The organism is Arthrobacter sp. UYCu512 (assembly GCF_040547075.1).
Taxonomy (GTDB): Bacteria; Actinomycetota; Actinomycetes; order Actinomycetales; family Micrococcaceae; genus Arthrobacter.
The window spans coordinates 49,732-76,690 of the sequence record NZ_JBEPPA010000007.1 but is presented as its reverse complement, the minus strand read 5'-3'; the positions used below and the strand labels follow the sequence as shown (position 1 = coordinate 76,690).

The window sequence follows — 26,959 nt, the reverse complement described above, 5'->3', positions numbered from 1 at the left end:
TCTGGGTAGCAGTGCCGATGCGGGGCTAGCAACGCTCACCGCCGCCCGGCCTGGGGGCCGGGCGGCGGTGAGCGTTGCTAAAATGCTAGTTGCCCGTTGTGAAGTTCCAGGTGACGGGCGTTAGCAGGTTGCCAGCGGTGTCCTTGATCCCGCTGCTGAGGGTGACGGTGTACTGGGTGTTGGCCAGCAGCGTGCCGGTCGGATTCAGCGTTGCCACCCTTGTGAGGCTGGAGTAGCTGACCGTTGCGGTGAAGGCGGCGCCGTTCGACGTCCGCTTGATAGTGAAGTTCCCGTTCGCCGTGGCCGTGTTTGGCAGACCGGTGACCGCCTCGCTAAATGTGGCGGTGATGTTCGCCGTCCGGCTGACCCTGGTGGCGTTGATCGCCGGGGTCCGAGCCGTGACGACTGGGGCGGGACCGGTGATGAAGGTCCACGTTTTGGCGGTGAGCGGGTTGCCGGCCACGTCCTTGACTGCGTTGCTCAGGGACAGCGTGTAGGTGCGGTCACTGGCCAACGGAGCGTCCGGCGTCAACGTGGCGACCCGGGTGATCGCGTTGTAGGTCACCTTCGAGGCGATGGTCGCCGCCCCCAGCTTCAGGGTGAAGTTGGGCGTACTGGCGGCGGTGGCGGGCAGGCCGGTCACGGCTTCGCTGAACGTTGCACTCAACGGTGTCCGCGCGAAGATCGTGCCCAGACCGACGCCGGTGGCCCCGGCGGCGGGGTTGGTGGTGGTGACTGTCGGGCCGGGTCCGGTGATGAAGCCCCAACTCGTCGCCGCTACCGATCCGCCCGAAACGCTCTTGATGGCCGTGGTCACCGAGAGGGTGTAGGGCTTGTCAGCGGCCAGTGCAGCCGTAGGGACGAGGGTGGCCGTCAACGTCGTCGCGTTGTAGGTCACCGAAGCCGGAACGGCCGTGTTGCCCTGCTTCAACGCGAACGAGGTGTTGCTGACGCCCGTGACTGCTTCGTTGAACGTGACGGTCGGCCGGATGTTGGTCGCCACCCCGGTCGCCCCGGATGCGGGGCTCTTAGTGGTCACCGTCGGCGTGGTGGAAGCGGTAAGCAGCGGTGCGGACACCGTGTTCCCCGCCGCGTTCCACGCCGTTACCCGGTAGGCGTACTGCCCGGTCCCGGCGGTCTTGTCGATGTAGGTGGAGACGTTCGCCAGTGTGGTGCCGACCTGTGCGAAGGCGCCGACCGTGCCGTTGGTCAGTGGCGCACGCTCGATCCTGTAGCCGATCTCGTTCTTGGCGTTGCCCCAGGTTGTGGGATCGGTGATCGACACCGGGGTCCCGTCAGTCCAGCTCAGCAACACGTCATTGGTGGGTCGAGTGAAGCTGACCACCGACGCGTCGGGGAGCGTGCGAGGCGTGCTGACCGAGATGGGCCGCATCATGTCCATCTCCTCGTGGCTGAGGATGTGGCAGTGCCACACGTACTCCCAGCCGAAGTTGGTCATGTCGTTGCTGATCGGGGCTATCGGGTTACCGTTGGTGTCGGTGTTGTTGAACCCGGCTTCGGACCCGTTCGGGCCGGTCGTCGAGCCTTTGGCGCCCAGCGGCATCATCGGGTTGAGTGGCCGGTTGCTGTCCGGGATGGCGAACGGGAGTTTCGGCACGATGGGACGGACCGCCACAATCGTGTCCTCCAGTGGGCTGACACGCACGGTGTCCTTCCAGCCGAGTTCTGTCGGTTCGGGCGGGATGATGATGTTGTCCCAGGTGACCCTGTTCAACACCTGCACGTCGTTGAGGTGGAAGTGCAGCGGGTGGGTGTCCACGCCGTTGTGGGTGATCTTCCAGATCTGCGTGCCGTCGGCGTTGGTGGAGATCGGGGTCACGTTGAGGCTGTTCGTGCCCTTGGTGCCGTCCAGCTTCTCCGTGACGGGGTTGACGAACGGGTAGAGAATGACGTTTTGCAATAGCGGTGTTGCTCCGGGCGCCTCCAACCCGATGTTGCCGCTCATCCGGCCCCACTCGTCAAAGTTAGCCGAGTTCATCTCGTCGTGGACGCTCTTGCCCTCAATGGGGATGCTGAGCTGCGGGCCCAACAGGGTGTCGAACTTGAACGTGTCTCCTCCTTGCTCGGCGATCCTGGCGAAGCCGTCGCACTTGGCTGCGGGGTTGGCGGCCGCGTTGCAGTAGCCGCTGTTGACGAAGCTCTTCCCGTAGGCCTGGTTGTAGGCTGCCTGGCCGACCACGATCGGGTTCTGGCTGGACTCGAAGACCCCGGCGGGGTTGCCGGCCGCGTCGGTGTGGTGATCGAAAGCCGCCATCAGCTTGCCCATCTGGTCGGCCGTGGTGTTCGGCCGGTCGAAGGCGAGCGCGGGTGCGGCGTTCGAAATCTTGACCTGCATGACCGAACGGGTGTCGGGTCCGTAACCGGGCAGGGTCGAAGGAGCGCCGGCCGGGGACATGTCCGGTCCTCCGGTGTAGTAGTCGTAGCCGGGGATCCGGCCCGGGAACGCCGCCGGTGCGTCGTTGTAGAGGATCAGCGTCTTCCCCTTGTAAGCCGAGAAGTCGACGATCACGTCGGCCCGTTCGGCCGGCGCGAGCAGCAGCGAGTGCTGGTCGACGTTGCCGACGTCGAACCGGGTCGGGTCGGTGATCCACGTCGTCTCGTGGGCCGGGACCACCGCCGGGGTCGGCAGGAAGCCGCCCTCGTTGCCGATCTGGATCCAGTCAGGGCCCTTGGGGCTCTTTGTGGTGTCCGGCGTCGGTGTGACGACGGGGTCGGTCTGCGCCATGGAGACCTCGCTGGACTTCAGCGCGACCTCGGTGCCGGTGGCGGGATCGGCGACGTACCAGGAAAGGTTCCAGAACCGGTCATCGGAGCCATTGAGGATCCGGAACCGGTACGTCTTCGGGTCCATGGTCGTCGTTGGGTAGGCGGTGCCGTTCACAACCGGCGTGTCGTGGAAGGCCTCCATGCCGACCGAGTTGTTGGGTGTCGACGGGATCACGGCCGGCTCGCAGAAGTCAGCCACGTTAGGGTCGCAGGCGGGGTCGTAGTAGGGGTTGGCCATCGGCGGGTACTTGGCGTCCTTGGCCGGCGGCCAGAACCATGGGCCGTAGAACCAGCGGCCGAACGCACTCATCCCGCTGGGGTCGCTGGGGTTCTGCGCGGGCATGTAAACGTGCGGCTGCCAGAGGTTGCCCTCACCGCCCCACTTCTTCGGGTCCCAGGTCGGGTCAAGCTGGGCCATCCGCTTCGCGCTCGGCACGAAGGTTTTGTCCTGAATGGTGAGCGAGGTCCCCATGCCGAGACCGTCGAGGGCCCCGCCGGGAGCCATCAGCTTCTGCTCGGTGTCGTCGGTGATCATGTAGCCGGCTTCCTCGCCGGCGTACACGTTGAGCCGCGTGATGCCCCACGAGTGGTCGTGGTAGAACATCATCCGCGCGCTCTGCTGGTTGGTGTAGAAGAAGGTCTCCGCGCCGGGGCCGGGATCCGGCATGTCCGGCACATTGCTGACGCTCACGCCCTTCGGGTACGCGGTGTTCTCACCGGTCGGGGTGACCCACTGGTGCGGTGTGCCGTCGCTGATCCACGGGGTGATACCGCCGTGCAGGTGCAATGTGGCACGGTTCTCCGAGTAGCAAGTAGTCGGCTTCGGCGTCTCGCCGCACATCGGGTTGCGCACGCCGTCGAGGACGCTCTTCTCATCCTTCGCCATGTCCACCGGGATCTTGGTGGTGGGGTCCAGCGTCATCATGCTGGGACCGGCACCCGCACCCATCACAGAGGTGTCGACCGGAAGGAACAGGTCACCATCCACGCCGGTGGGCAGCAGGTTGCGGAACAGTACCCGGACGGGCTTGTTCTTCGTTGCGATGATCGTGGGGCCGAGGTAGTGCGGCTTATCCACTCCGCTGAAGCTGATGGGACTGTCGGGAATGACGGGGTCGAGGTTGGCGTTGCCGAGGGCGACCTTTTTGCCCGGGACGACGCTGGTCGAGAGCTGAACGTACCCGCGGAGCAAAGTGGCCGGCAGGTCGCGGTGGAACTTCATCCGGTACTGCACGACCGCGATCTCGTAGTAGTCGGTGCCGGGGTAGGTAGTGGTGTCCGGCACCGCGACCGGGATGTACTGGCCCAGGTCGTTGGCGTTCGCCTCTCCCTGCCCCGGAAGGGTGTCGACGAACTTCTTGATCCCCGGGGTGAGGTATCCCGCTCCGGGGGTGGTGACCACAATGTCGGTAACCGAGCCCTTGACCGCCACCTTGGCGGTGGCGCTGGCGCCCTTGTCTGGAGTGCCTACGGTGTCGGCGATCGTCACGGTCGGTGCTGAACCGTAGCCCGCGCCGCCGTCGGTGACGTCTATGCGGGTAACGCCGATGGTGGCCTCAACCTTGGCCTCCTGGTCGGGAGCGGTCTTGCTGGCGTCGCTGACGGTCACGGTAGGGGCTGAGGTGTACCCGCTGCCGGCGTTCGCAATCCCGACGCCGGTGACCACGCCGTTGGCGTCCATCGTTGCGCTGCCGGTGGCCTGCTCGCCGTCGGCGAGGTCAGGCTTGGAGATGTTCACCAGCGGCTGGGTCTGATAGCCCTTGCCGCCGTCGGTCAGCTTCAGGTTGTCGACTGTACCGCTGGCCAGCGCATGTGCCTCGGAGCCCGCAGTGGGATTCCCGCCCGCCAGGGTCACGGATGGCGCGGTGAACCCGTAGCCGGTCTCGTTGACGTCGATGCTGGTGATGACGCCGGTGGCGATCTTGGCGGTGGCCTTGGCCATCGTGGTCGGGGTGACGCCAGCGGTCGTGATCTCCACAGTGGGCGGGACCACGTAGCCAGCGCCCGGGCTGGTCACGGTGACACCGGAGATGGCACCCGTCTTCGGGTCGACAGCGGCCGTCGCTTCCGCACCCGTGCCCGGGTCGGTGATGCTCGGCGTGACGTCGGCCCCAAAGGAGTACGTGCGGTCGTGGGAGAAGTCCGGGTAGTTCGAGGCACCGAGCTTGACCGTGCTGTCCTTGGCCGGGACGACGTTGGTGGCCAGCGCCGGGTCACCGCTCGCCGGTGTGCTTAAGGTGTCGCCATTGGCGGGGACTCCGGTGTCGATCGGAATGCCTTGGCCGTAGAAGCCGATCACGTCGTCCTTCTGCACCGTCACCGCTGGCACGGAATAGGTCTCGACCTCACCGGTGCTCACCGTCGGGGTGGGCACCTTCAGCTCGTTGCTGGCGTAGACGACGGTGTACTCCCCCGCGGTGCCGGTGGGTCGGAGCACCAGCGCGTAGAAGGTGTTGCCCGCCGAGGTGGTCGGGCTCGCTCCGGCGGTGCCCTGGTTCCAGCTCTGAAAGTCGTTGAGTGTGCCGGCAGGCAGCTTGGTATGGTCGAGCACCACCAGCACCGGACCCAACTCACCCGTCGGCTTCGCGTAGTCGGTTGCGTACTTGCGCTCGACCAGCGGGTTGCCGAACAGGACCGGCGTCGGGGTCCCGACGCTGATCTTCACCATCGCGTCCGCCAACGTTTGAGGGCTGTTCGCCCAGTTGGGGTAGGGGCCAAAGTAGTGCGGTACCTTCGTCATATCTGTGGCGCTCGAGGGAACCGCGGCCTCGGCCACATCGGGCCGGAAGAGGTTGTGCATCCCCCCCAAGGGGCCGAAGCTGCTGATCAGCAGCGCGAGCGCCACGATAATGGCCGTCCTGGCCAAGCGGCGCCTCGGGGCCCGGTGGAAGGGTGGGCGGGCAGATGGTTGCATGGTTGGTTCCCCTAACAATCGGAGCGCTTTCTGACTGGATACCCCCGCCGAACCAGAGCATACGATGGTGCCACGCCTGGGGCTCGCGTACCCGCAACCCGTCTTTCCACCGCCCCTACGCAGGATCTTGGGCTGCATACCCGCCCCGGGTTGCATCATTGGGGGAACGCCACCCGGAGCGTTCAGGGCTGCCGTCTTTCCATACCTGCAACGGACCACGGCGGCCCGGTTCGCCAGCGCCCCCGACGCTTGGACCGCAGGCTGCTCAGGGTCGTTTAGCCCTCATCCCTGCCGGCCTCGAATAGCTGGCCCGCGCCAGGGAACGTTTGGCTCGGAGGGCTGTGAAGTGACGATCTCGCGGGGGTGGGCAGATGCCGGCCGGCCCTAACGGGTGATGCTCAGTGGTTTCATTGGCGTAACACACGACGCCCGTTGCAAAGTGGCAGCTGCGCCGTCGGCCCTGGTGTTCTTGCCAGTGTCATCGCACCAGTCGATGTTGAACGGGATGGCAGTGACAGCCGCCTCGCCGGCGGCCATTTGAGCTGGGACCTCAAAGCTGTAAATGAAGCCACCCGCGTCATTCATCGGGGCAGTGGTGTTGATGACCGCGACGCTCGTCGCATCGGTGACAGTCACTTGGATGCTGGCGTTCTGGCCGTAGCGGGGATTGCAGTCAGCGTCTGGTGCCCTGACCGTCACCTTGTCGCCGGGCTTCGCGCTGGACGGGTTCACTGCAAAGGCGGGCGGGAAACAAGCAGGTTCTTCGTTCCCTGGCGAGGAAGCACATCCGGAGGCAGCGCCAGCTGCCAGGATGGCACTGACCGCCAAGACCACCGAAGATCGTCCGCCGGGATCGAAAACTGGGTGTCTACACGGGGCCGTCATTTCCTCATTATTAGTGGGTTAGCACCGAGCGGATACTCTGGCCAAACACTCGTCCCCGAATTGTTGCCCGGCAGCCGATACCAATGAGCGAACGGTTTCTTTGCGGGGATAACCAAGGAGCGGGCCGGTCCGCAGCTGGTTTAGCCGCCCAGCACCACGTTCGCCGGCGGCTCGCCCGTCAGCATCAGGTCGATCTGCCGCTGGAGCAGCCGGCCCATCCGCGGGAGCATCGCCGAGGTATCCCCGCCCACATGCGGGCTGATGATCACGCCTGGCGTCCGCCACAGCGGGTGGTCCTGCGGCAGCGGCTCCGGATCAGTGACGTCCAGGGCCGCCCGGATCCGGCCAGTGGCGGTATGCCGGATCAGGGCTTCGGTATCCGCGACGGGTCCGCGGGCCACGTTGACCAGCAAGGCGCCGTCGGGCATGGCCGCGAGGAAGGCATCGTCGATGAGGTGATGCGTGGCGTGGTTGAGCGGGACCCCCACGATCACAATGTCGTGCTCCGGCAGCAGGGCGGGCAGTTCGGTGATGCCGTGGACGTGGCCCCGCGGCTCGGCCCGTTCCGTGCTGGCCACGCGGGTGACGGTGGTTTCAAAGGGCAGGAGCCGGTCCTCGATCGCCTTGCCAACGCCGCCGTAGCCGACCAGCAGTACCTTGCGGTCCGCGAGGCTGGCCGTGGAGCGGGTCTCCCAGCGGCCCTCCTGCTGGTTCTGCAGTTGCCGCGGGAACTCGCGCTGGCTGGCCAGGACCAGGGCAAGGGCCAGCTCCGCGGTGGAGGTTTCGTGGACGCCGGCGGCATTGGCAAACACCCGGCCCGGCGGCAGCGCCTCCGCAACACCGTCATATCCAATCGACTGGCCCTGCACGAGCCCGGTTTCCACGGCCGCCAGGCTGCGCAGGACGCCCGGACCGCCCATGTAGGGCGGCACCACAATGTCGATCCGCGGCCGGGGAGGTTCCCCGGACAGGTCCCACTCGACGACGTCGACGTCGGGGTGCGGCCTGAGGTACTGGCGCAGGGTCGCATCCGGCAGGCTGACAGTAATTTTCCTCGGCATACCTGCCAGCCTAGCGGGGCCGCACGGGCCGACGGCGCAGGCTGCGCCGACCGCGGTGGCACGCCCGACAAAGTCAGAGCTGGGAGTTTCCCCTCAGCTTGGCGCCGCCCCGCGCGGGGCGTGGACTTGCCCCGCCTCCCGGCATACATTTCAAGGAATCCCCCTCTTGTTGACCCGGAAGGTCCTGCACCATGAACACCTCGGGACCCTCCCGCCCGGCCGCCAAAACCCTCAGCGCCCGGAGCAAGCTGCTCCTGGTCTGGGCGGCGACGGTCCTGGTGCTGCTCGGCGTGGGAATCCTGGCCGTTGTGCGCACCGGTCCCGTTCCGGCCTCGGGCTTCCTGTCCAGCCTGAAGGACCAGTGGCCCGGTCAGCCCGGTGCGGCTCCGGCGGCGCAGGCTCCGCGGGCCGCCGTCGACCTCGACGCCGAGATCCCGCGGATCCTGGCCGAGAACTCCCGCTACCGGATCGGCGTCGCAGTGGCGGACACCCGCGGCGGGGAGCCGCGCAGCTACGGCGACGGGGCCGAATTTGTGGCAGCGAGCACGGCAAAGATCATCACGGCGGCTGCCTACTACCATCTGGTGGAAACCGGCGAGAAATCCCTGGACGCGCCGCTGGGCAGCTATGACGCCGCGTTCCAGCTCCAGGCGATGGTCAACACGAGCAGCGACGACTCCTGGCTGCTGCTGATGCAGGACATCGGCTACCCGAAGCTGATCGCGTACGCCGCATCGATCGGGATCAGCTACGACCCGGAACTGAACCTGCTGACACCGGCCGAGATGGCGGGGTTGCTCCAGCAACTGTCCACCGGGCAGCTGCTCAACGCGGAGCACACCCGGGAGCTGCTGGGCTACATGCAGGAGACCAACAACGAACGGCTCATTCCCGCCGCAGTCGGCCCGGAGATCACTGTGCAGCACAAGTACGGCGAGGTGGAGGGCTACGTCCACGACGCGGCGCTCCTGACCACCGGCGAGCGGTCCTACGCGCTCACGATTTACACCTGGGGCGAGGACCTCGAGAGCGAGGAACGGTTGGCCGTGATCCACGAACTGACCGACGTGGTGGCGAGGGCGCTGCTGGACTAGGGCCGGTTAACGGAAAAGGCCCCTGCTGCAGCGGGTGCGGCAGGGACCTTTTCGTTCCGGCGGGAGAATCGGTTTAGCGGCCGAAGAGCTTGGCGAAGAAGCCGGTCTTGGTGCTGACTTCACCCTCGTGACCCTTGCAGCGGTCGGCGCCCTTGACGCCCCGCATGACCTGGTCAACGTGCTGGCCGCAGCCCGCCCAGGTGGTCTTACCGCACTTCTTGCATGCAACCTGTCGGCACATCTGGTTCTCCTTTGGGTAGGTCCGTCACGACGACTATACCCCCAGGGGTATGCCCGCACCAAATGCGGCCCCGGGAACACTCGCTGGCCGGACGGCGTTGGTTCCCTACAGTGGCAGCTGAACCGTGCCGCTCCCGCACAAACTGACTTCCGAACCGTACCGAGAGGACCGCTGATATGGCTTACATCAAGGTTGGAACCGAGAACAGCACCGACATTGAGCTCTACTACGAAGACCACGGGAGCGGGCAGCCGGTAGTCCTGATCCACGGCTATCCACTGGACGGATCCTCCTGGGAGAAGCAGACCACGGCACTGCTGGGCGCCGGCCACCGGGTGATCACCTACGACCGCCGCGGCTTTGGACAGTCCAGCAAGCCCACTGACGGCTATGACTACAACACCTTCGCCGCCGACCTCGACACCCTGCTCACCACGCTTGACCTGAACGACGCCGTGCTGGTGGGCTTCTCGATGGGTACCGGCGAGGCGGGCCGGTACCTCGGCACCTACGGCTCGGCCCGGGTGGCCAAAGCCGTGTTCCTCGGCTCCCTGGAGCCGTACCTGCTGCAGGCCGACGACAACCCCGACGGCGTCCCGCAGTCCGTATTCGACGGCCTGCTGGAGGCCGTGACCACGGACCGCTACGCCTTTTTCACCGAGTTCTTCAAGAACTTCTACAACAGCGACACCTTCCTGGGCACCCCCCGGCTGAGCGAGGAAGTGATGCGGGCCGGGTGGAACCTGGCATCCTCGGGCGGCGCCACGGCCTCCGTGGCCGCCCAGCCCTCCTGGCTCACGGACTTCCGGGGCGACATCCCGAAAATCGACGTCCCCACGCTGATTGTCCATGGCACCGCAGACAATATCCTGCCAATCGACGCCACCGGCCGGCGGTTCGCCAAGGCGCTGCCCAGCGCCGAGTACGTGGAGATCGAGGGCGCCCCGCACGGCATGCTGTGGACGCACGCCACCGAGGTTAACGAGCTGCTGCTGGGGTTCCTGGCAAAGTAGCGCCGCCCGGCTCGCCGGGATACCGAGGCAGCCAGGCACAACAGCTCCCGACGCAACACAAGAAGGGCCCGCGGCGCTGAACTGCTCCCCGAAAGTTGGACTCGCAATTGCGATGTATCCACTTTAGTGGCTAGTGATCGGCTCTTCGCAGAAGTCCCCGTCCCATTTGGGGCGGGGACTTCTGTCGTTGCTGGAAGTTCTGGCTGTTGAGGTAGGTGTCCGTTTGAGGTTTCTCTGGGGGCAGCGCACGATGAGTCTCGATCTGGAGGCCAGTCCGGCACGGTGCAGCGGTCATCCGCAGCGCGGGAATGAGGGTGTCGTCGTCATCGGCGCTACAGATGAACCCTCCGGGCCCAGCTCGGCCAAGCGTCCGGTCGAGTGTCGAGGTCGATACCTTGCAGACGAACCAAGCAGACCTCACCTGGGAGGCGCGTTACCGCCCAGAGGCTGTGGGAGCGACCTCGAGAATGGGCAGGAATCCACTCGAGCACTTCATTGAGGTCCGCGCCCGAAAGCTCCCACTCCTGTTTCGCGGCGTCTTCGGCCCAGAAGTAGACGCGGTACGTCGGATCGTTGACCTGCATGGTTTGATCCCGTGGATCGATGAGTTCTGCTCTCATCCAACGACCGTACATCTTGCGCCAGAGCATAGGTTAGGGCATCCGTTGTCTGTGCCCTCCGCCAGACGGATTAGGGGACCGATAAGGGCGGCTAAGAGGGACCTATGCCGCAAGCATCTGGGCACGATACCGTACCGGACTCAGACCCTTGAGCTTGGTGGAGATTCGTTCGGTGTTGTACCAGCGGATGTATTCGTGCAGTGCCGCGGCCAGGGCGTCAGCGTTGAGGAACCGGACACGGTGGAAGAGCTCTTCTTTGAGGTGACCGAAGAAGTTCTCCATGACGGCGTTGTCATAGCAGTTGGCTTTGCGGGACATCGATTGGACCGCGCCGGCGTCCGCCAAGAGCGTGCGCCAGGAGTTGTGCTGATACTGAAATCCCTGGTCGGAGTGCACGAGTGGTTTCTGCCCGTCCTCCAGCGTGGCCAGGGCGCCGCGCAGCGATGCATTTGCCAGCTCGAGATTGGGTGAAGTGCCGATTGCGTAGGAGATGATCTGCCGGTCAAACAGGTCCATGACGGGTGAGAGGTAGAGCTTCCGGTCACCGACGCTGAACTCGGTCACATCGGTAACCCACTTCTGATTTGGGGCATCCGCTTCGAACTGGCGTTTCAACAGGTTCGGGGCCACGACGCCCTGCTCGCCCTGGTACGAGCTGTACCGCTTCCTGCTTCGGACCTTGCAGACCAGCCGCAGGAAACGCATCAGCTTCAGGACGGTCTTCTTGGCGACCGTCCATCCTTGCTTCAGCAGCTCGATATGGATACGGCGGTGCCCATACCGGCCGTGGTTCTTCGTGAAAATCTCTGTAATGGTGGCCTTCAGAGAGGCCCGTGGATCTGGGCCTTTGAGGCGGGACTGGTGGTAGAAGAACGTGGACCGGGCTAACCCGGCTACCTCCAGGAGAACTTCCAGACGGTGCTCAGCCTTGAGAGCGATGACAGCGCGGACCTTTAGCGCCGTTCCTCGTCCCTCAAGGCGTTTACTTTTCCCAGGAAGGCCACCTCTGCGCGCAGGCGTTCGTTCTCACGCCGAAGACGCTGCAGCTCCGGTTCCTGCTCTGCTGGGGCATCTGGGCTCTTCCTCGGCCGGCCTTTCGGTTTCGGACGGAGGCCTTCCTCGCCTTCAGCCCGATACTTGCCCGCCCACACGGTAATCAGGTGTGGCGAGGACAGTTCGAGCTCCTTGGCTAGAGCGACCCTGTTCTCGCCGGAGAGATATCGCTGCACAGCGTTGAGCTTGAACTCGAACGAATACAGTCTGCTCGGTTTGGTCACTAAAGCAGTATCTCCGCGAACACGCCATCTGTCGTACAGCCGAAGGACTGCCTTCGTTCCTACCCCGAGCTTTGTTGCTACCGCCCGGGTGCCCCAGCCGATGTCAAACAGCGCCACCGCGGCCTCGCGCTGCTCCTCGGACAACGAACTTCTTCCATCCATAAAACTGCTCCCCGAAAGTCAGAACTGATTTCTCAGTCCAACTTTCGGGGAGCAGTTCACGCCGCCGCGGGCCCTTCTGCGCGCCCATCGCCGGCCCCTCAGCGCCTCCGCGCCCGGCCCAACCGCACAGTGAGACGATCCCCACGGCAGTCACAATCGGTAATTTGGCCCAGCTGGGCCACAACGCAGGAAAATCCCTTGACAGTGGCGGAGGTCACTTCTACTCTGAATTTTGGGATCCCAAAATGGGATCCCAAAAGATCGCGTTACGGATCCCGAGCCGCAGTCAGTTACTTGCCCGGCGCGTCCGGATTGGACCCAGGGTGCCCCACCAACCGGCCTCCTGCCCCGCGAACACCCACGTCTTTTTCCCCGCCTGCAATCTTCCTCTCTGCAAAGGAGAAGTTGTGTCTGTTCAAAATACTGAAACCGCAGTACCCCTACCCGACGACAAGACCGGCAAGGACGGCGTGCAACGTCGCACCAACGTCCGCTGGAAAATGTTCCTGCTCCTGCTGGTCCTGGTCGCCGTCAACTACATCGACCGGGGCTCCATCTCGGTGGCCCTGCCGATCATCCAGAAAGAATTCAACCTCGCCCCCGAACTTGTGGGCCTCTTGCTCTCCGCCTTCTTCTGGACCTACGCGCTGATGCAGGTCCCGGTAGGCCTCCTGATCGACAAATTCGGTCCCCGCAAGGTCATGACGGCGTCCTGTGTTGGCTGGGGCGCGGCCACGGCAGCGTCCGGGCTGGCCGGCGGCTTCATCAGCATGTTCATTGCCCGGCTGGGCATCGGCGTCACGGAAGCCGGCGTTATGCCGGCCGGCGGCAAGCTCAACGCCATCTGGATGCACAAATCAGAGCGCGGACGCGGCGCCACGATCCTCGACGCCGGCGCGCCCCTTGGCGCCGGCCTGGGCGGCATCCTGATTGCCGGCCTAATCGCATCCACCGGCAGCTGGCGCATCGCCTTCATCATGGCCGGCGCCGCCACCGTACTGATGGGCCTTGCCGTCTGGTGGTACGTCCGGGACAACCCCCGCCAGCACCGCGGGGTCAATGCTGCCGAGGCTGAATACATCGAAGCATCCCACGCTGCCGAGGACGCCGCGGCCGAGCTCGACGGAAGCAAGGGCAAGCGCGCACTCCTGCCCTACCTGAAGTTCCGTTCCTTCTGGGCCATGTGCTTCGGCTGGCTGGGCTTCAACGGCGTCTTCTACGGACTCCTGACCTGGGGCCCGCTCTACCTGGCCCAGGACAAGGGCTTTGACCTGAAGACCATCGGCTGGTCCACCTTCGTAATCTTCGGTGCCGGCTTCGTCGGGGAAATCCTGGGCGGCGCGATCGCCGACAAGTGGCAGTCCACCGGCGCCTCCGCCAACCGCGTGATGCGCACACTCCTGGGCACCTCCAGCGTGGTTGTGATCGGCGGCCTGATTGGCGTCACCGTCGTGGCCGATCCCACCACCGCCGTTGTGCTCCTGTCCGTGGTGATGTTCTTCCTCCGCTGGGTGGGCCTGTTCTGGAGCATCCCCTCCATCCTGGGCGGCCGGACCAACGCCGGCGTCCTCGGCGGCGCGATGAACTTCAGCGGCAACATCTCCGGCTTCGTGACCCCCATCGCGGTCGGCCTGATCGTGGGCGCCACCGGCTCCTACACCTGGGCGCTGCTGTACTTCGTCGGATCCGCGATCATCATGGGCGTCTCCGTGCTGACCCTGAACTACAACAAGCGGCTACCTGTCTAAGCTGGCCACACGCACCTGTTCCTGAAGCCGGGAACGCTATGCCGGAAAAGAACCGAAAGTGGAGAAACATGCACAGCGCAGAACAGACCCAGGACAAGGAACGCCCCCTTCGGGAGTCCGTCCGGGACACCCTCCGCACCAGGATCTTCGAAGGGCATTACGTTCCCGGCACCAGGCTGGTGGAACGCGACCTCGCCGCTGAATTCAACGTCTCCCGCCTCCCCGTCCGCGAAGCGCTCCGCATGCTGCGCCAGGAAGGGCTCATCAGCGACCGGGGCGCCCGCGGGGCCGAGGTCAGCACCCTGAGCCCCAAAGACGTCGAGGATCTGTTCGACGTCAGGCAGTCCCTTGAGGTGTTGGCCTGCCGCCTGGCCGCGGCCCGCGCTACCGCGGAGGACCTCGGCGGCCTCAAGGGCCTGCTGGACGAGGCAGACCGCTGCCTGGCCAGGGGCGACATTATGGAAGCCCACCGCGCCAACAGCGAATTCCACGATGCCCTCACCCGGATCGCGGACAACGGCTTCCTCAGGTCCGCCCTGGAACCGCTCCAGGGCAGGATGCACTGGCTCTTCCGTCACGTCAGCGACCTGCCGGAGCTCATCGAAGAACACCGTGCCCTCTATGCCGCCATCGCCAGCGGCGACCCGGAACGGGCAGCTGCCCAATCGGCGTCGCACATCGGCAAATACCGTGAACAGTTTCCGGAGGATTTCAGCCGGACAGAACCCGCCCTTCATCGGAAGAACCCATGAAACTTCTTGTTATCAACCCCAACATCAGCGACGACGTTACGGCGCTGATCGAGGCGGAAGCCCTACGCTCCGCCGCCCCCGGCACCGAACTTGTGGTCCGGACCGCCGGATACGGCGTGGAATACATCGAAACCCGTTTTGAGTCACTGATCGCGGCGGGAGCAGTGGCCGAAATCGTCGCGGAATACACCCGTGACGGGCCGGGATCCGATACCAGCGTCGACGCCGTGGTGGTGGCCGCCTTCGGGGACCCCGGGATGCCGGCACTGAAGGAACTCACCGGCATCCCCGTCCTTGGCATCACCGAGGCCGCCCTTTGCGCCGCCGCCCTGCAGGGACACCGCTTCTCCATCATCGCCATCTCGGACCGGATCCAGCCCTGGTACCGGGACTGCGTGGAACGCTTCGGCCTCGGCGGCCGGCTCGCATCGATCCGCTCCCTCAACGAAGCGCTCCACGGCATCGCCTCGGTCCAGCAGGACTTCAAGGCAGCCTTGCTGGCACTCAGCCACCAGGCCGTCGCCGAGGACGGGGCCGACGTCGTCATCCTCGCCGGAGCGCCGCTCGCCGGGCTGGCCCGCGAACTCCGAGGGCAGATCGGGGTGCCCGTTGTGGACGGCATCTCGGCGGGCATCCGCCTGGCCGAAGCCGTTGTCGGACTTGATTCCGGCCCGCACCGCGCCGGTGCCTTCGCCGCTCCCCCGGCCAAGGCCCGCCGTGGCCTCTCGGAGAACCTGGAGGCGGCCCTCACCACCGCGCAGAACGCCGCCCGCGGCGAAACCGCCGCGAACCGCGCCATCCGGCAACCGGTCATCACCTAACCGGCCAACCAGCTACTTCTCCCCAGGAGGACACCGATGTCAGACACCCCAGAACTCGTCATCGCCAACGGCACAGTGGTCAACAGCTTCGGCCGCCAAGAGGCCCACGTTGTGGTCCGGGAAGGGCGCATCGACCGGCTTGTCGACGCTGCCGAGCCCATCCCCGCCGGCGTTCGCATCATCGATGCCGCCGGCCGGCTCGTTATTCCCGGCGGCGTCGACGGACACTGCCACGTTGCCCAGATCACCGGCCGTTTCCGCACCCTCGATGACTACCGGACCACGTCGACGGCCGCCTTGTGGGGCGGCACCACCACAATCATCGACTTCGGCATCCCCCGCGATGCCCGGGAGACCCCGCTCGCGGCCGTGCTGCACAAGAAGGAACTGGCCCGGGAGTCCCGCTGCGACGTGGCGCTGCACGGCTCCGTGGTCAGCTGGGACGAAACTGTGCCGTGGCAACTGGAGCAGCTCGCCGCCGAAGGCGTCAGGTCCGTCAAGATGTACACCACCAACCGCGGCAGCACCATGGCGGACGGGGACACGATCCTGAAGGTCATGCGCGAGATGGTGCGACTGGACGGGCTCACCTACATCCACGCCGAGCACGACCCCATCATCGCGGACTGTACGCAGCAGCACGCGGACGACGGCCGGATCGGCATCGAATACCTGCACCGCACCCGCCCCGAACTGGCCGAGGAGGTTTCGGTCAAGGAAACCCTGGCCATGGCCGAATACACCGGAGCCCCCGTCTACTTTGTGCACCAGTCAACCCCCGGCGCCGTGGACCTGGTCACCGAAGCCCGCGAACGCGGCCAGGAGGCGTACTCCGAGACCTGCCCGCACTACCTCACCCTCGACGACAGCGTCTACGGCTCGGTGATGCCCGAATGGTACGCCTGCTGCCCGCCCATGCGCAGTCCGCAGACAGTCGCCGCACTCCGGGATCGGCTTGCCGACGGCGCCATCCATACCGTCGCCTCCGACCACTCCTGCTACGACCTCACGCAAAAGCGGGAGCGCACGGACGACATCCGCGAAATGCCGCACGGACTCCCGGGCGTCGAAACCCGGATGCCCGTCACCTTCACCGCCCTGCTGGAGGCCTCCCGCGGAGCACGGGTGGAGGACTTCGTGGAAGTCTTCTCCGCCGGGCCGGCCCGCATCAACGCCCTCCCGGGCAAGGGAAGCATCGCGCCCGGGTTCGACGCCGACCTGGTCATCTTCGATCCGGCGGAGGAACGCGTTGTCGACGGCGGCGCCCTCCACATGGGCACCGACTTCTCGCCCTTCGAGGGCCGGACGCTCACAGGCTGGCCCGCCGTCGTCGTCTCCGCCGGACGTGTGGTGCTCGACGGCGGCGGGTTCCATGACCCCGGCCCGGTCGGGAACTTCGTGGCCCGCAACGGTTTCCGCGAGCATCAGGCCACCACTGCATCCGTCCGTGTTCCCGCCGCCCAGTCCACCCGCTAGGAGCCCCGCAATGCCTTCCGCAACCCGCGCTACCCGCATCGGCATGATCGTGCCGTCATCCAACACCTGCCTCGAACCGCAGAGCTACCGGATCCTGGGTGACCGTGAGGACGTCACCATCCACTTCGCCCGGATCCCCGTCACCCGGATTGCCCTGGACAAATCCTCGGACAAACAGTTCGATGCCGCCGTCATGCGCTCGGCCGCTGAACTCCTTGCCACCGCCGATGTGGACGTCATCGCCTGGAACGGTACTTCCGGTTCCTGGCTGGGCGTCGACTACGACCGCCGGCTCGCGGCGGACATCACGGACGCCACGGGCATCCCGGCCACCACCTCCACCCTGGCGTACATGGCTGCGTTCAGCTCGTTCGGCACGGAACGCATCGGGCTCTTCACCCCGTACACCGCGGACGTCAACGAGCAGATCGTGGCGTCCTATCAACGGGACGGCATCAAAACCCTCGACCATCGGTACCTGGGCCTGAGCGACAACGAATCGTTCGCCCGCGTGGCGGATGAGGAGATGCGTCCGGGCTCGCTGGAGCTGGCGGCAGCCGGGCCCGATGCCATCATCTACCTCTGCACCAATCTCTATGGCGCCAACATCACCGCAGAAATCGAGGCAGAGACGGGCGTTCCCGTCCTGGACTCGGTGGCCGTCACGCTGTGGCACTGCCTCAAGCTGGCCGGCGCACCGCTGCTGGATCGGCGCTGGGGCAGGCTGCTCGCCTCGGCCTGAGCCGGCGCACTTACGCCGGGAGGCCCGAGCCGAGCAGCTCCTGCAGGCCACGCTTAAAACCGGACCGGCCGCCATGCGCGGGATGCCTGATTTTCGGCACATCCAGGCCGCTCCGCTGCAGGCTGCGGTGCGCCACGTTGCCCACGGCCACCACTGTTTCGATCGCGAAGGCGTCGGCCAGCGCCCGCCAGAACGGAGATCCGAGTGCTGTTTCGGCGGCTGTTGGAGTGCGGTTGGACAGCGGCCGGCCGGCCACGTGGGTATGCCACGGACACGCACTCCAGAGCAACGGCAGGAAGTCCAGCTCGGCAAGGACCTCCCACATCACCGTTGCTGTGGGCTCTGCCGCAACGCCGTCAGCATCCGGCGGCAGCACGTATCCGCTTCCCGGCCCGAACAGGCCAAACCCGTGAGGATTCTGGAGGGTGGTGCGGCTGGTGAACGGGACTCCGGTGAGCTTCATGCCCCGAAAGCCCGGGGCTTCCCCTACCAGCAGCACTTTCGGGGACCGATCCAGCATTTCCCGCAGGTACATCGCCAGATTCCGCCGGCGCAGCGCATTCGCGGGGATGCTGTGATCGAAGAAGTTGGCGCAGCCCGGACCCGTTTCCACCGACGCCAGCCTGGCAACAAAGTCCTCAATGGCGGATGGTGCCATGGTGGTGCCGCTCCCTTGGCAGTTCGTTGGTTACTTAGACTATCCGGGCGCTGGGCCGCCGGCACCAGCCCTTGTGGCGCCATATCATGGGGACATGACGGACATGACCATCTTTACGGTGGGGCACTCCACTCATCCCATCGACGAATTCATCAGCATCCTCAAAGCCCACGGCGTCAAGAAACTGATCGATGTGCGCACCGTCCCGAGGTCCCGGCACAATCCGCAGTTCGCTGCGGAAGTGCTTGCGGCGAGCGTGCGTGCCGGCGGGATCACCTACCGGAGAATGGCATCCCTCGGCGGTCTGCGGCCCACCAGCAAAGGAAGCCCCAATGGCGCCTGGCGGAACGCGTCGTTCCGGGGATACGCGGACTACATGCAGACCGAAGAATTCGCCGCCGCCGTCGGGAAGCTGATGGAACGCGGGCGGACCAACGATGCGGCGATTATGTGCGCCGAAGCCGTCCCGTGGCGCTGCCACCGTTCCCTGATCGGCGACGCCCTCCTGCTCCGGAATGTCGAAGTGCTGGACATCATGACGGAAAAGTCCACCAAACCTCACGCACTGACTTCTTTCGCCCGCGTTGACGGGCACCGGCTCTGGTACCCGGCAGAGTAACCGCCTACCAGCGCGGGTGGATCGATGCGCGGAAATAGCGGTCGTAGACTTCGTGGACCCCGGCGTCGAACGTCGCGTCGATGCCGCCGACACCCGCCGCTGCGGCACAGGACCGGGCCTGGTCCGGGTTCCGCGCCCCGGGGATCACGGTGCTGACGCCGTTCTGGGCCGTGATCCAGGCGATGGCCGCCTGGGCGGTGCTGACGCCGTCGGGCACCAGTTCCTCGAACGCCGCCACCGCGGCCAAGCCCTGCCCGAAGTCCACACCGGAAAAGGTTTCCCCTACGTCGAAGGCCGAACCGGTGCGGTTGTAGTTCCGGTGGTCGTCCGCCGCGAAGGACGTGTCCGCGGTGTATTTTCCGGAGAGCAGCCCGGAGGCGAGCGGCACGCGGGCGATGATGCCTACGCCGGCCGCTGCCGCCGCGGGCAGCACCTCGTCCAGGGGTTTGAGCCGGAAGGCGTTGAGGATGATCTGCACCGTCGCCGTTCCGTCGTGGCGAAGGGCTTCGAGGGCTTCGTCCGTCCGCTCCACGCTGACGCCGTAATTCCGGATGGCGCCGTCGTCCACAAGTGTGTCCAGCGCGTCGTAGACTTCGGCGTTGCTGTACACGGCGGAGGGCGGGCAATGCAGCTGAACCAGGTCCAACTGCTCCAGGCCCAGATTCCGGCGGGAGCGGTCCGTCCACTCGCGGAAGTTCGCCAGGTTGTAGTTCTCCGGCAGTTGCTCCAACCGCCGCCCCATTTTGGTGGCCACGGTGATATCCAGGCCCGGGTTGGTCCGCAGAAACGCACCGATGGCCTGCTCGCTGCGGCCATCGCCATAGACGTCGGCGGTGTCGAAGAACGTAACGCCGGCCTCCACGGATGCGCCCAGCACAGCCTGCGCCTGCGCGGAATCCACGTTTCCCCAGTCCGCGCCCAGCTGCCAGGTCCCCAGTCCCACGATGGAGACGTTCCGTCCGGTCTTACCCAAGATTCGCTTTTCCATCATCAGACTATAGCCACCGTGCCGCGGGGAGGACCGGCGGACGCCACCAGGTCCGGGCGCCGGTCCGCCCACGGGCGCACCGTTTCGACGGCGGCACCCACGGCGAAGACCGTCGCATCATCGAACGGATGGCCCACGATCTGGACCCCCGTGGGAATGCCGCACTCGGCCATGCCGCTGGGCACTGCAAGCACCGGGCACCGGTTGGCGATATTAAACGGCGCCGTCATATGGGCTTGCCAGTAGTGCCCAAGCCGGACGCCGCCGGCGTCGATCCCGTCAAGATACATACCGTCGGCATCCAGCGCCGCGACGGCCGAGGCGGGGCAGATCAGGGCATCAAAGCCCGCCATCGCCGCGGCAAGCTCGGCCTGGATTCGGGTCTCCGCCCGGACCCCGTCGATGAAACGATTTTCCCCGGCAGCTTTTTGTGCGTCGGCCATAAAGCGCCGGGTGTAGGCGGCCAGCAGCTCCGGCGCATCGGCAGTGTCATCTTCCATGACCGGGCCCAGCAGGTAGCCGAAGTGCGTAAATATCGTCCGGCTGATGTGCTCCACGGTCCAGGGCAGTTCGATCTCCTCCACCACGGCGCCCGCTGCGGCCAACGCCGATGCCACGGCGCGTGTGTTGGCCTCCACATCAGCAGCAACCGGGTAGTTACCCAGCCGGATGCACAGTGCAATCCGCAGGCCGGCCACCGAATCGGCACCTGTCGGCGGCACGGCCAGCGCCAGGCCGCCGCCCAGGGACGTATGGTCAGCGGCATGCCGTCCGGCCATCACGTTTGCCAGCAGCGCCGTGTCCGCGACGGTCCGCGCCATCGGGCCGTCGCCCCGGTAGTGGTCTGCGGAAAGCGGCGGCAGGCCCGGGATCCGTCCGTACGGCGCCTTGTAGCCGACGGTGCCCGTAAACGAGGCCGGCAGCCGGGTGGAGCCGGCGATGTCCGAGGCTGTGGCGAGCGGTGCCAGCCCCGCGGCGAGCGCCGCCCCGGAGCCTCCCGAGGAGCCGCCGGGGGAATATTGCGGATTCCAGGGATTGCGGGTCACACCCCACAAGGCGCTGTGGGTGACCGTGGCGCAGCTGTATTCCGGGGTTGTGGTGCGCGCATGAATGATTCCCCCGGCCCGCCGGATTCGATCGATGACTGGATGGTCTGCCTTTGCACGGTCCCCTTTGCGGGCGACGAGCCCCTGCGAGAGGGTGCGTCCCTTGAGCCCGTGCTTCTCCTTAGCGGCGACCGGCAATCCGAGCAGCGGTGTCAGGTCCCGTCCGCGTGCATAGCTGGCGGCCGCCTGCCGGGCGGCCGGGAGCGCTTCCTCAAACAGGGTTTCCGTCAGGGCATTGATGCCCCCATTCACGGCTTGGGTCCTTGCCGCTACCGCTTCCAGCAATTCCACCGGTGAGAGTTCCCGGGCCCGGAAGAGCCGCAGTGCCGTCGTAGCGTCAAGGTAGTGCAGCTCGGTCATGCCACGCCCGACGCCGGCACATCGGCAGCTTCCGCGAGGGCACCGTCGATGAGCTGGCGGGCGACTCCGGTGAGCATGTCCACTCCGGTGACCATGTCGGCGTCGGACGTGAACTCGCGTTCGCAGTGCGAGACGCCGTCGACGCTGGGAACGAAGAGCATCACGGCGGGCGCCACGGTGTTCATGGCCACCGAGTCGTGGCCCGCCATGGTCCGGATACGGCGGGAGGACAGGCCCAGGTCAGCGGCGACTTTGTCCGCAAGTTCCAGTCCGGCCTCGGGGAACCGGCGGATCGGGCGCACGTCGAAATCCTTGACGTTGACCTTGATGTCGTGTGTGCGGGCCAGCAGGTCGATGTCAGCGATGAGCTTGGCCCGGGCAGCCGCGACGATGTCCGGATCGCCTGATCGGAGGTCTGCCACAAGATGCACCCTTCGCGCCACCACAATGGGCGAGTTCGGTTCCAGCGTCAGCTGCCCAACGGAAGAGACAAGGGCCTGGTCCGCGAAGTCCTCGGTGACGTCGTGGACCATCAGGATGATTTTGGACGCGGCCACCAGGGCGTCGTGCCGGTCAGCCATGGCCGTCGCTCCGGTGTGGGACTGTTCGCCCAGCACTTCGATGTCCAGTTTCTGGGTGTACCAGCTGCTCTCAACCAAGCCGATATTGATCCCCTCCCGCTCCAGGATCCGGCCCTGCTCGATGTGGATCTCCGCGTAGCCGGCCACCTCGGGCCCCTCGGACGTACCGAGATACCCAATGCCCTCCAGCGCCTCGCGGACGCTGGTGCCGTGCAGGTCCCTGACGTCCAGCATCCGCTCCAGCGGCAGCAACCCGGCGAAGACTGAGCTGCCCATAATGCTCGGGGCGAAACGCCCGCCCTCCTCGTTGAACCAGTTCACCACCGCCAGGTTGAACCCCGGAGCCGGCCCGCCCGCAGCGACGTCGGCCCCGATCCGCCGTGCCGCGTGCAGTGCGGCGATGACGCCGTAGGCACCATCGAACCGTCCGCCGAGCGGCTGGCTGTCCAGGTGCGAGCCAATGAGCACATACGGTGCTCCCGGCGTCCACTCGAGCAGGGCGAACATGTTGCCGATCCCGTCGACCCGAAGTTCCCAGCCGGCGTCGTTGACCCAGTTGGCGAACCAGTTGCGGGTCTGCGCATCCTCGGCGGTGGCCGCCTGCCGGTCGACGCCGCTATTGGGCGTGGCGCCGATGGTGGCCACGAAATGGAAGTCTTGGAGGAAAGCTGCTGAGTTCATGGGAAGTCCTTTGTGTGGTGGGGTGTCGAGGAACCGGCGGCGGCGGGCTTAGCCGACGCGCCCGCGCGTCTCGGGCACCTTGGTGAACAGCACGAGCAGGAGCACAACGACGGCCGCGGCGGCCATGTAGAAGCCGGGTGCGTGGGGAACACCTGTGCTGCCGACCAGGGCCGTGCCGATGAACGGCGCTGTGCCGCCGAAAAGGGCGTAGGCGCCGTTGTAGCTGATCGCCGCCGAGGTGAAACGCGTCCGGGTCGTGAAGATCTCGACGAAGAAGGTGTAGCAGCCGCCGCCGTAAATGCAGAGCGCGACGACGAAGAGTGCCTGGCCCAGCAGGGCCAGGGGCAAGCTGCCGCTGGTGACCAGCATGAAGCTCGGAACCGAGAGCAGCGCCAAAGCTGCCGAACCTGCAATCAGCATCGGTTTGCGGCCGAAACGGTCCCCGAGGCGGCCGCCGATCGGAAGCAGGACAGCGTAGAGGGCGAGGGCTGCAGCGTTGGCCATCAGCGACTGCTCGCGGCTCAGGTGTCCGGTGGTCTGGACATAGGAGACGAAGTAGGCGGAGAGGAAGTAGAACCCCATGGCCGTCAGCCCCATCACAAAGATGACCTGCACCATCCGGAGCTTATTCTCGCGGAAGGATTCGCGGACCGGGCTGAATTCCTTGGTCCGGGCCGCCTTGGCCTCGTTGAACGCTTCGCTCTCCACCGTCCGGCTGCGGATCCAGGCGCCGAAAAGCGCCAGCGGCAAAGCCAGCAGGAACGGCAGGCGCCAGCCCCAGGCCGTGAAATCCTCGTTCGACAGGGACTGGCTGAGGATCAGGATCATCGTGCCGGCAAAGACTGAGGGCAGCGCAGTGGCGGCGATGGTGATGTTGAGCCAGAACCCGCGGCTGTTGACCGGTGCGTGTTCGAAGACAAACGACGGCGCTCCCACAGATTCACCGCCGGCGGAGAAGCCCTGGATAAGGCGGCAGAGGACCAGCAGGACCGGTGCCCATGCGCCGATCTGGGCATAGGTGGGAAGCAGCCCCATCAGGGCGGTTGCCCCGCCGATGGCAATAAGCGTGATGGTCAGGACGTGACGCCGGCCGATCCGGTCGCCGAGGGCCCCGAAGAACAACCCGCCGATGGGGCGGACCACAAATGCCACGCCAAAGGTCGCGAAGGTGGCCAGCATGGCCGTGACGGGATTGCTTCCCGGAAAGAACACCTGCGAGAAGATGACGGCGGTGAGGCCGTACAAGGTGAAGTCGTAGAACTCGATGAACTGGCCGATGCTGCCGCCAGCCAGCACCCGGCGCTGCATCTTGGTGATGCGGGGCACGGCAGGGGCGGAGCCCTGTTCTGTTGCGGTTCGGGCGGACTGCGGCTGGTCTTTGATGTCGTTGCTTGTCATGACAGCCACGCTAGGGGCGCCGTGTTTCCGATGACCTGTGCCAGGTTACGGCCGCGGAAATTGAATTCTGCGGTTGTTGCCGCGGTGTTGCCTGCCTGACTCGGCCTGGACATGTTTCGGACACGCGGGCTGTGAATCGGAACCATGGAATCTCCTTTGATCAGAATGGCTTTCGAGCTGAGGGATTCGGCCTAGGCCGTCGCTGCGGGGATTTTTTCACCGGTAAGTCGCCAACGCCGCCGCACTGCAGCAACTCTGTGTGATCCGCTTCACATCTGTCCAATTGATTGTTTTTGATCGATCGATCGATTTTGCCAATGCCAAAACGGCTGGCCGGCATGGCCGCGGCTGGTTTCGGGCGGCTAGTTCCGGGCGGCTAGTTCCGGGCGGCACCGTAGAGGCGGATACATGTCTGCTCAAAAGCCAGGGCCCTGCGGGTGGGGGTGACGCCGTCGGGGCGGACCAGCATAACTTCGATCGGCGGGAAATCATCCGTTAGGGTGAGCGCCACAACACGCCCCCCGGAGTACGTCAAGTCGCTGTGGAGCCGCTGGTTGAGCATGGCGTACCCGTGGCCCTTGGCCACAAATGACCGCACCGTTTCATAGCCGGCAAATCGGTGCCGGACATTCGGGGTTACACCGGCGATGGCATAGAGCTGCTCGTAGTATTCCCGGCTGTGCGGCAGATCCAGCACTACCGAAGGTTCGCCTTCAAGGTCCTTCAGCGCGATGCTGCGCTCGGGGCGGTTGGCTGCGGGATGCTCCGCGTGGACGAGCACATGGGGCGGCACGCGCTCCAGGACGGTGTGCGTGAATCCGCGGCCCAGGCCAAGACCGTACATAAGTGCAACATCGCACAAGCCCTCAAGCAGGGCGGACTGCAGACTCGCAAGATCGGCTTCGAGGAAGGAGACCTCCACTCCCGGGTGCTGGCCTTCGAAGGTCTGAAGAATTGCCGGGAGCCTGAACGGCGCCAGCGGCGAAAAGACACCGACTTTGAGCTCCCCCACCAGGCTCGTCGCGAGCCCCCGGGCCGACTCGTACAGGGAATCGGCGTGTTCCAGCAACACCTTGATGTCCTGGGCCAGTTGCCTGCCGGACGGCGTCAGCCGCAGGCCGCGGGTCCGGAGCCGGACGAACAACTGGGTAGCCAGGCTGGCTTCAAGCTGGGCCATCGCCGTAGAGAGTGTGGACTGGGTGACCAGCAGCCGCTCGGCCGCGTTGGTCATATTTTCGAGCTCGGCCACCACCGCGAAGTACCGAAGCTGGGTGAGGGTAAAGGGCTTCGTCATCCTCAATGGTCGCATTCCCGCCCGCAGCACCATTGCCGCGCGGGCCCGATGGCGCGGACAGCGGAAATATTTACAATGTGCAAAACGCGCAGCGATTCTCTTTACGCACCCGCACTTTTGCTGCGCCGCCGCGCCGGACACACTGAAGGCAAACAACTGACCACCCCGCATGAGGAGACACCTTGAACATCATCGAGCACTGGATCAACGGCCGCTACGTCCCGGCCGGGGCGCGCACGGCCCCGGTTACCAACCCGGCGACGGGCAAGGTCACCGGCCTGGTGTCACTGGCGAGTGCGGACGAGGGCAACTCCGCTGTCGCGGCGGCCCGGGCCGCGTTCCCTGCGTGGCGGGACACCTCCTTGGCCCGCCGCACACAGGTCCTCTTCGCCTTCCGCGAACTGCTCAACTCACGCAAAGGCGAACTCGCCGCCATCATCACCTCGGAGCACGGCAAGGTTTTGGATGACGCCCTCGGTGAGGTGACCCGCGGGCAGGAAGTCGTCGAGTTCGCCTGCGGCATCCCGCACCTGCTCAAGGGCAGCTACACGGAGAATGCGTCAACCAATGTGGATGTCCACTCGATCCGGCAGGCGCTGGGGCCGGTCGCCATCATCAGCCCCTTCAATTTCCCGGCCATGGTGCCGATGTGGTTCTTCCCCCTTGCGATCGCGGCCGGCAACACCGTCGTTATCAAGCCCAGCGAAAAGGACCCCACGGCGATCAACTGGATGGCCGAACTCTGGAAGGAAGCCGGGCTGCCGGACGGTGTCTTTAATGTCCTGCACGGCGACAAGGTGGCAGTAGACGCCTTGCTCGGCCACCCCGATATCAAGGCCGTTTCCTTCGTCGGATCCACGCCGATCGCCAAGTACGTCTACCAGACGGCAACCGCCAACGGGAAGCGTGTGCAGGCCCTCGGCGGCGCCAAGAACCACATGATTGTCCTGCCCGACGCCGACCTCGACCTCGCGGCCGACGCAGCAGTGAACGCCGGCTTCGGTTCGGCCGGCGAACGCTGCATGGCCATCTCCGCGCTCCTCGCCGTGGGCGGCATCGCCGATGAGCTGGTGGCGAAAATTGCCGAGCGTACCCGGCCGCTCCGCACCGGAGACGGCATGCGGGGCTGCGACATGGGCCCGCTTGTCACGGCCGTCCACCGGGACAAGGTGGCCGGTTACATTGACGCCGGCGAGGCCGCCGGCGCCACAGTGGTGGTTGACGGACGCCAGGTGGCCCCCGATTCGGAAGGTGACGGCTTTTTCGTCGGCCCCACCTTGTTCGACAACGTCACGCCGGACATGTCCATCTACCAGGACGAAATCTTCGGCCCTGTACTGTCGGTGGTCCGGGTCGACAGCTACGAGCAGGCGCTCGAACTGATCAACACCAACCCCTACGGCAACGGCACCGCCATCTTCACCAACGACGGCGGCGCTGCCCGCCGCTTCGAAAACGAGGTGGAGGTCGGTATGGTCGGCATCAACGTTCCGGTTCCGGTCCCCATGGCCTACTACTCCTTCGGCGGCTGGAAAAACTCGCTCTTCGGTGACACCCACGCCCACGGCACCGAGGGCGTCGGTTTCTATACCAGGGGCAAGGCTGTCACGTCCCGCTGGCTTGACCCCAGCCACGGCGGGATCAATCTTGGCTTCCCGCAGAACGCCTGACCGGCATCACA

22 protein-coding genes are annotated in these 26,959 nt (G+C 65.7%); 9 read left to right on the top strand and 13 right to left on the bottom strand.

All coding sequences use genetic code 11. The features are described from left to right. Positions 1 to 85: 85 nt before the first annotated feature. The 3 genes from ABIB49_RS09065 to ABIB49_RS09055 all read right to left on the bottom strand — a co-directional run bounded on the left by ABIB49_RS09065 (position 86) and on the right by ABIB49_RS09055 (position 7,647). Positions 86 to 5,653 (bottom strand): Ig-like domain-containing protein, encoded by a 5,568-nt coding sequence (locus ABIB49_RS09065; RefSeq protein WP_282358824.1) that lies wholly within the window; start codon positions 5,651 to 5,653, stop codon positions 86 to 88. A 432-nt stretch (positions 5,654 to 6,085) separates the two neighbouring features. Further along, complete coding sequence (locus ABIB49_RS09060) at positions 6,086 to 6,337, bottom strand: hypothetical protein (RefSeq protein WP_282358825.1); 252 nt, start codon at positions 6,335 to 6,337, stop codon at positions 6,086 to 6,088. 389 nt (positions 6,338 to 6,726) lie between these two features. Beyond that, positions 6,727 to 7,647, bottom strand: a complete 921-nt coding sequence (locus ABIB49_RS09055) for a 2-hydroxyacid dehydrogenase (RefSeq protein ID WP_282358826.1) — start codon at positions 7,645 to 7,647, stop codon at positions 6,727 to 6,729. A gap of 191 nt (positions 7,648 to 7,838) precedes the next feature. On the opposite strand from ABIB49_RS09055, the gene ABIB49_RS09050 reads away from it, so the two are divergent. Continuing rightward, a complete protein-coding gene (locus ABIB49_RS09050; protein WP_354156965.1) occupies positions 7,839 to 8,741 on the top strand; it encodes a serine hydrolase in 903 nt (300 codons plus the stop codon). A 73-nt stretch (positions 8,742 to 8,814) separates the two neighbouring features. On the opposite strand, the gene ABIB49_RS09045 is transcribed toward ABIB49_RS09050, so the two are convergent. Beyond that, a complete protein-coding gene (locus tag ABIB49_RS09045; RefSeq protein ID WP_226775362.1) occupies positions 8,815 to 8,982 on the bottom strand; it encodes a DUF8730 family Cys-rich protein in 168 nt (55 codons plus the stop codon). A 176-nt stretch (positions 8,983 to 9,158) separates the two neighbouring features. On the opposite strand from ABIB49_RS09045, the gene ABIB49_RS09040 reads away from it, so the two are divergent. Next, positions 9,159 to 9,995, top strand: coding sequence for an alpha/beta fold hydrolase (locus tag ABIB49_RS09040; RefSeq protein ID WP_282358829.1), 837 nt, complete (start codon positions 9,159 to 9,161; stop codon positions 9,993 to 9,995). Positions 9,996 to 10,327: 332 nt separating this feature from the next. On the opposite strand, the gene ABIB49_RS09035 is transcribed toward ABIB49_RS09040, so the two are convergent. From ABIB49_RS09035 to ABIB49_RS09025, 3 genes are all read right to left on the bottom strand, one after another. Further along, on the bottom strand, positions 10,328 to 10,615 hold the full coding sequence (locus ABIB49_RS09035) for a hypothetical protein (protein WP_282358831.1): 288 nt from the start codon (positions 10,613 to 10,615) through the stop codon (positions 10,328 to 10,330). A gap of 102 nt (positions 10,616 to 10,717) precedes the next feature. Further along, positions 10,718 to 11,530 carry an IS3 family transposase gene (locus ABIB49_RS09030; RefSeq protein WP_282359041.1) on the bottom strand — a complete coding sequence of 271 codons (813 nt, stop codon included), beginning with the start codon at positions 11,528 to 11,530 and terminating at the stop codon, positions 10,718 to 10,720. 38 nt (positions 11,531 to 11,568) lie between these two features. Further along, positions 11,569 to 12,036: a helix-turn-helix domain-containing protein gene (locus ABIB49_RS09025; protein WP_240685157.1), complete on the bottom strand. Its 468-nt coding sequence runs from the start codon at positions 12,034 to 12,036 to the stop codon at positions 11,569 to 11,571. 425 nt (positions 12,037 to 12,461) lie between these two features. Between ABIB49_RS09025 and ABIB49_RS09020 the strand changes: the two genes are divergently transcribed. The 5 genes from ABIB49_RS09020 to ABIB49_RS09000 all read left to right on the top strand — a co-directional run bounded on the left by ABIB49_RS09020 (position 12,462) and on the right by ABIB49_RS09000 (position 17,593). Then, a complete protein-coding gene (locus ABIB49_RS09020; RefSeq protein ID WP_226775360.1) occupies positions 12,462 to 13,802 on the top strand; it encodes an MFS transporter in 1,341 nt (446 codons plus the stop codon). A gap of 68 nt (positions 13,803 to 13,870) precedes the next feature. Continuing rightward, positions 13,871 to 14,554, top strand: a complete 684-nt coding sequence (locus ABIB49_RS09015) for a GntR family transcriptional regulator (protein ID WP_226775359.1) — start codon at positions 13,871 to 13,873, stop codon at positions 14,552 to 14,554. After that, complete coding sequence (locus ABIB49_RS09010) at positions 14,551 to 15,375, top strand: aspartate/glutamate racemase family protein (protein ID WP_226775358.1); 825 nt, start codon at positions 14,551 to 14,553, stop codon at positions 15,373 to 15,375. The genes ABIB49_RS09015 and ABIB49_RS09010 overlap by 4 nt, the downstream gene beginning before the upstream one ends. A 36-nt stretch (positions 15,376 to 15,411) precedes the next feature. Continuing rightward, positions 15,412 to 16,851, top strand: a complete 1,440-nt coding sequence (locus tag ABIB49_RS09005) for an amidohydrolase family protein (RefSeq protein ID WP_282358834.1) — start codon at positions 15,412 to 15,414, stop codon at positions 16,849 to 16,851. Positions 16,852 to 16,861: 10 nt separating this feature from the next. Then, entirely contained in the window at positions 16,862 to 17,593 is a 732-nt protein-coding gene (locus tag ABIB49_RS09000; protein WP_253031915.1) for a maleate cis-trans isomerase family protein, read from the top strand. Positions 17,594 to 17,603: 10 nt separating this feature from the next. On the opposite strand, the gene ABIB49_RS08995 is transcribed toward ABIB49_RS09000, so the two are convergent. Then, positions 17,604 to 18,251, bottom strand: a complete 648-nt coding sequence (locus ABIB49_RS08995) for a uracil-DNA glycosylase (RefSeq protein WP_354156964.1) — start codon at positions 18,249 to 18,251, stop codon at positions 17,604 to 17,606. A 94-nt stretch (positions 18,252 to 18,345) separates the two neighbouring features. Here ABIB49_RS08995 and ABIB49_RS08990 point away from each other — a divergent pair, with 94 nt between their 5' ends. Then, positions 18,346 to 18,870 carry a DUF488 domain-containing protein gene (locus ABIB49_RS08990; RefSeq protein ID WP_283480716.1) on the top strand — a complete coding sequence of 175 codons (525 nt, stop codon included), beginning with the start codon at positions 18,346 to 18,348 and terminating at the stop codon, positions 18,868 to 18,870. A 4-nt stretch (positions 18,871 to 18,874) separates the two neighbouring features. Here ABIB49_RS08990 and ABIB49_RS08985 read toward each other — a convergent pair whose 3' ends face one another. From ABIB49_RS08985 to ABIB49_RS08965, 5 genes are all read right to left on the bottom strand, one after another. Continuing rightward, positions 18,875 to 19,858: an aldo/keto reductase gene (locus ABIB49_RS08985; protein ID WP_354156963.1), complete on the bottom strand. Its 984-nt coding sequence runs from the start codon at positions 19,856 to 19,858 to the stop codon at positions 18,875 to 18,877. 2 nt (positions 19,859 to 19,860) lie between these two features. Next, a complete protein-coding gene (locus ABIB49_RS08980) occupies positions 19,861 to 21,324 on the bottom strand; it encodes an amidase (RefSeq protein ID WP_354156962.1) in 1,464 nt (487 codons plus the stop codon). Continuing rightward, on the bottom strand, positions 21,321 to 22,586 hold the full coding sequence (locus ABIB49_RS08975; RefSeq protein ID WP_354156961.1) for a M20 family metallo-hydrolase: 1,266 nt from the start codon (positions 22,584 to 22,586) through the stop codon (positions 21,321 to 21,323). The genes ABIB49_RS08980 and ABIB49_RS08975 overlap by 4 nt, the downstream gene beginning before the upstream one ends. 48 nt (positions 22,587 to 22,634) lie before the next feature. Continuing rightward, positions 22,635 to 23,984 (bottom strand): MFS transporter, encoded by a 1,350-nt coding sequence (locus ABIB49_RS08970; RefSeq protein ID WP_226775350.1) that lies wholly within the window; start codon positions 23,982 to 23,984, stop codon positions 22,635 to 22,637. A gap of 376 nt (positions 23,985 to 24,360) precedes the next feature. After that, complete coding sequence (locus ABIB49_RS08965; protein ID WP_226775349.1) at positions 24,361 to 25,278, bottom strand: LysR family transcriptional regulator; 918 nt, start codon at positions 25,276 to 25,278, stop codon at positions 24,361 to 24,363. Positions 25,279 to 25,460: 182 nt separating this feature from the next. On the opposite strand from ABIB49_RS08965, the gene ABIB49_RS08960 reads away from it, so the two are divergent. Continuing rightward, positions 25,461 to 26,948, top strand: a complete 1,488-nt coding sequence (locus ABIB49_RS08960; RefSeq protein ID WP_226775348.1) for a CoA-acylating methylmalonate-semialdehyde dehydrogenase — start codon at positions 25,461 to 25,463, stop codon at positions 26,946 to 26,948. Positions 26,949 to 26,959 lie beyond the last annotated feature (11 nt).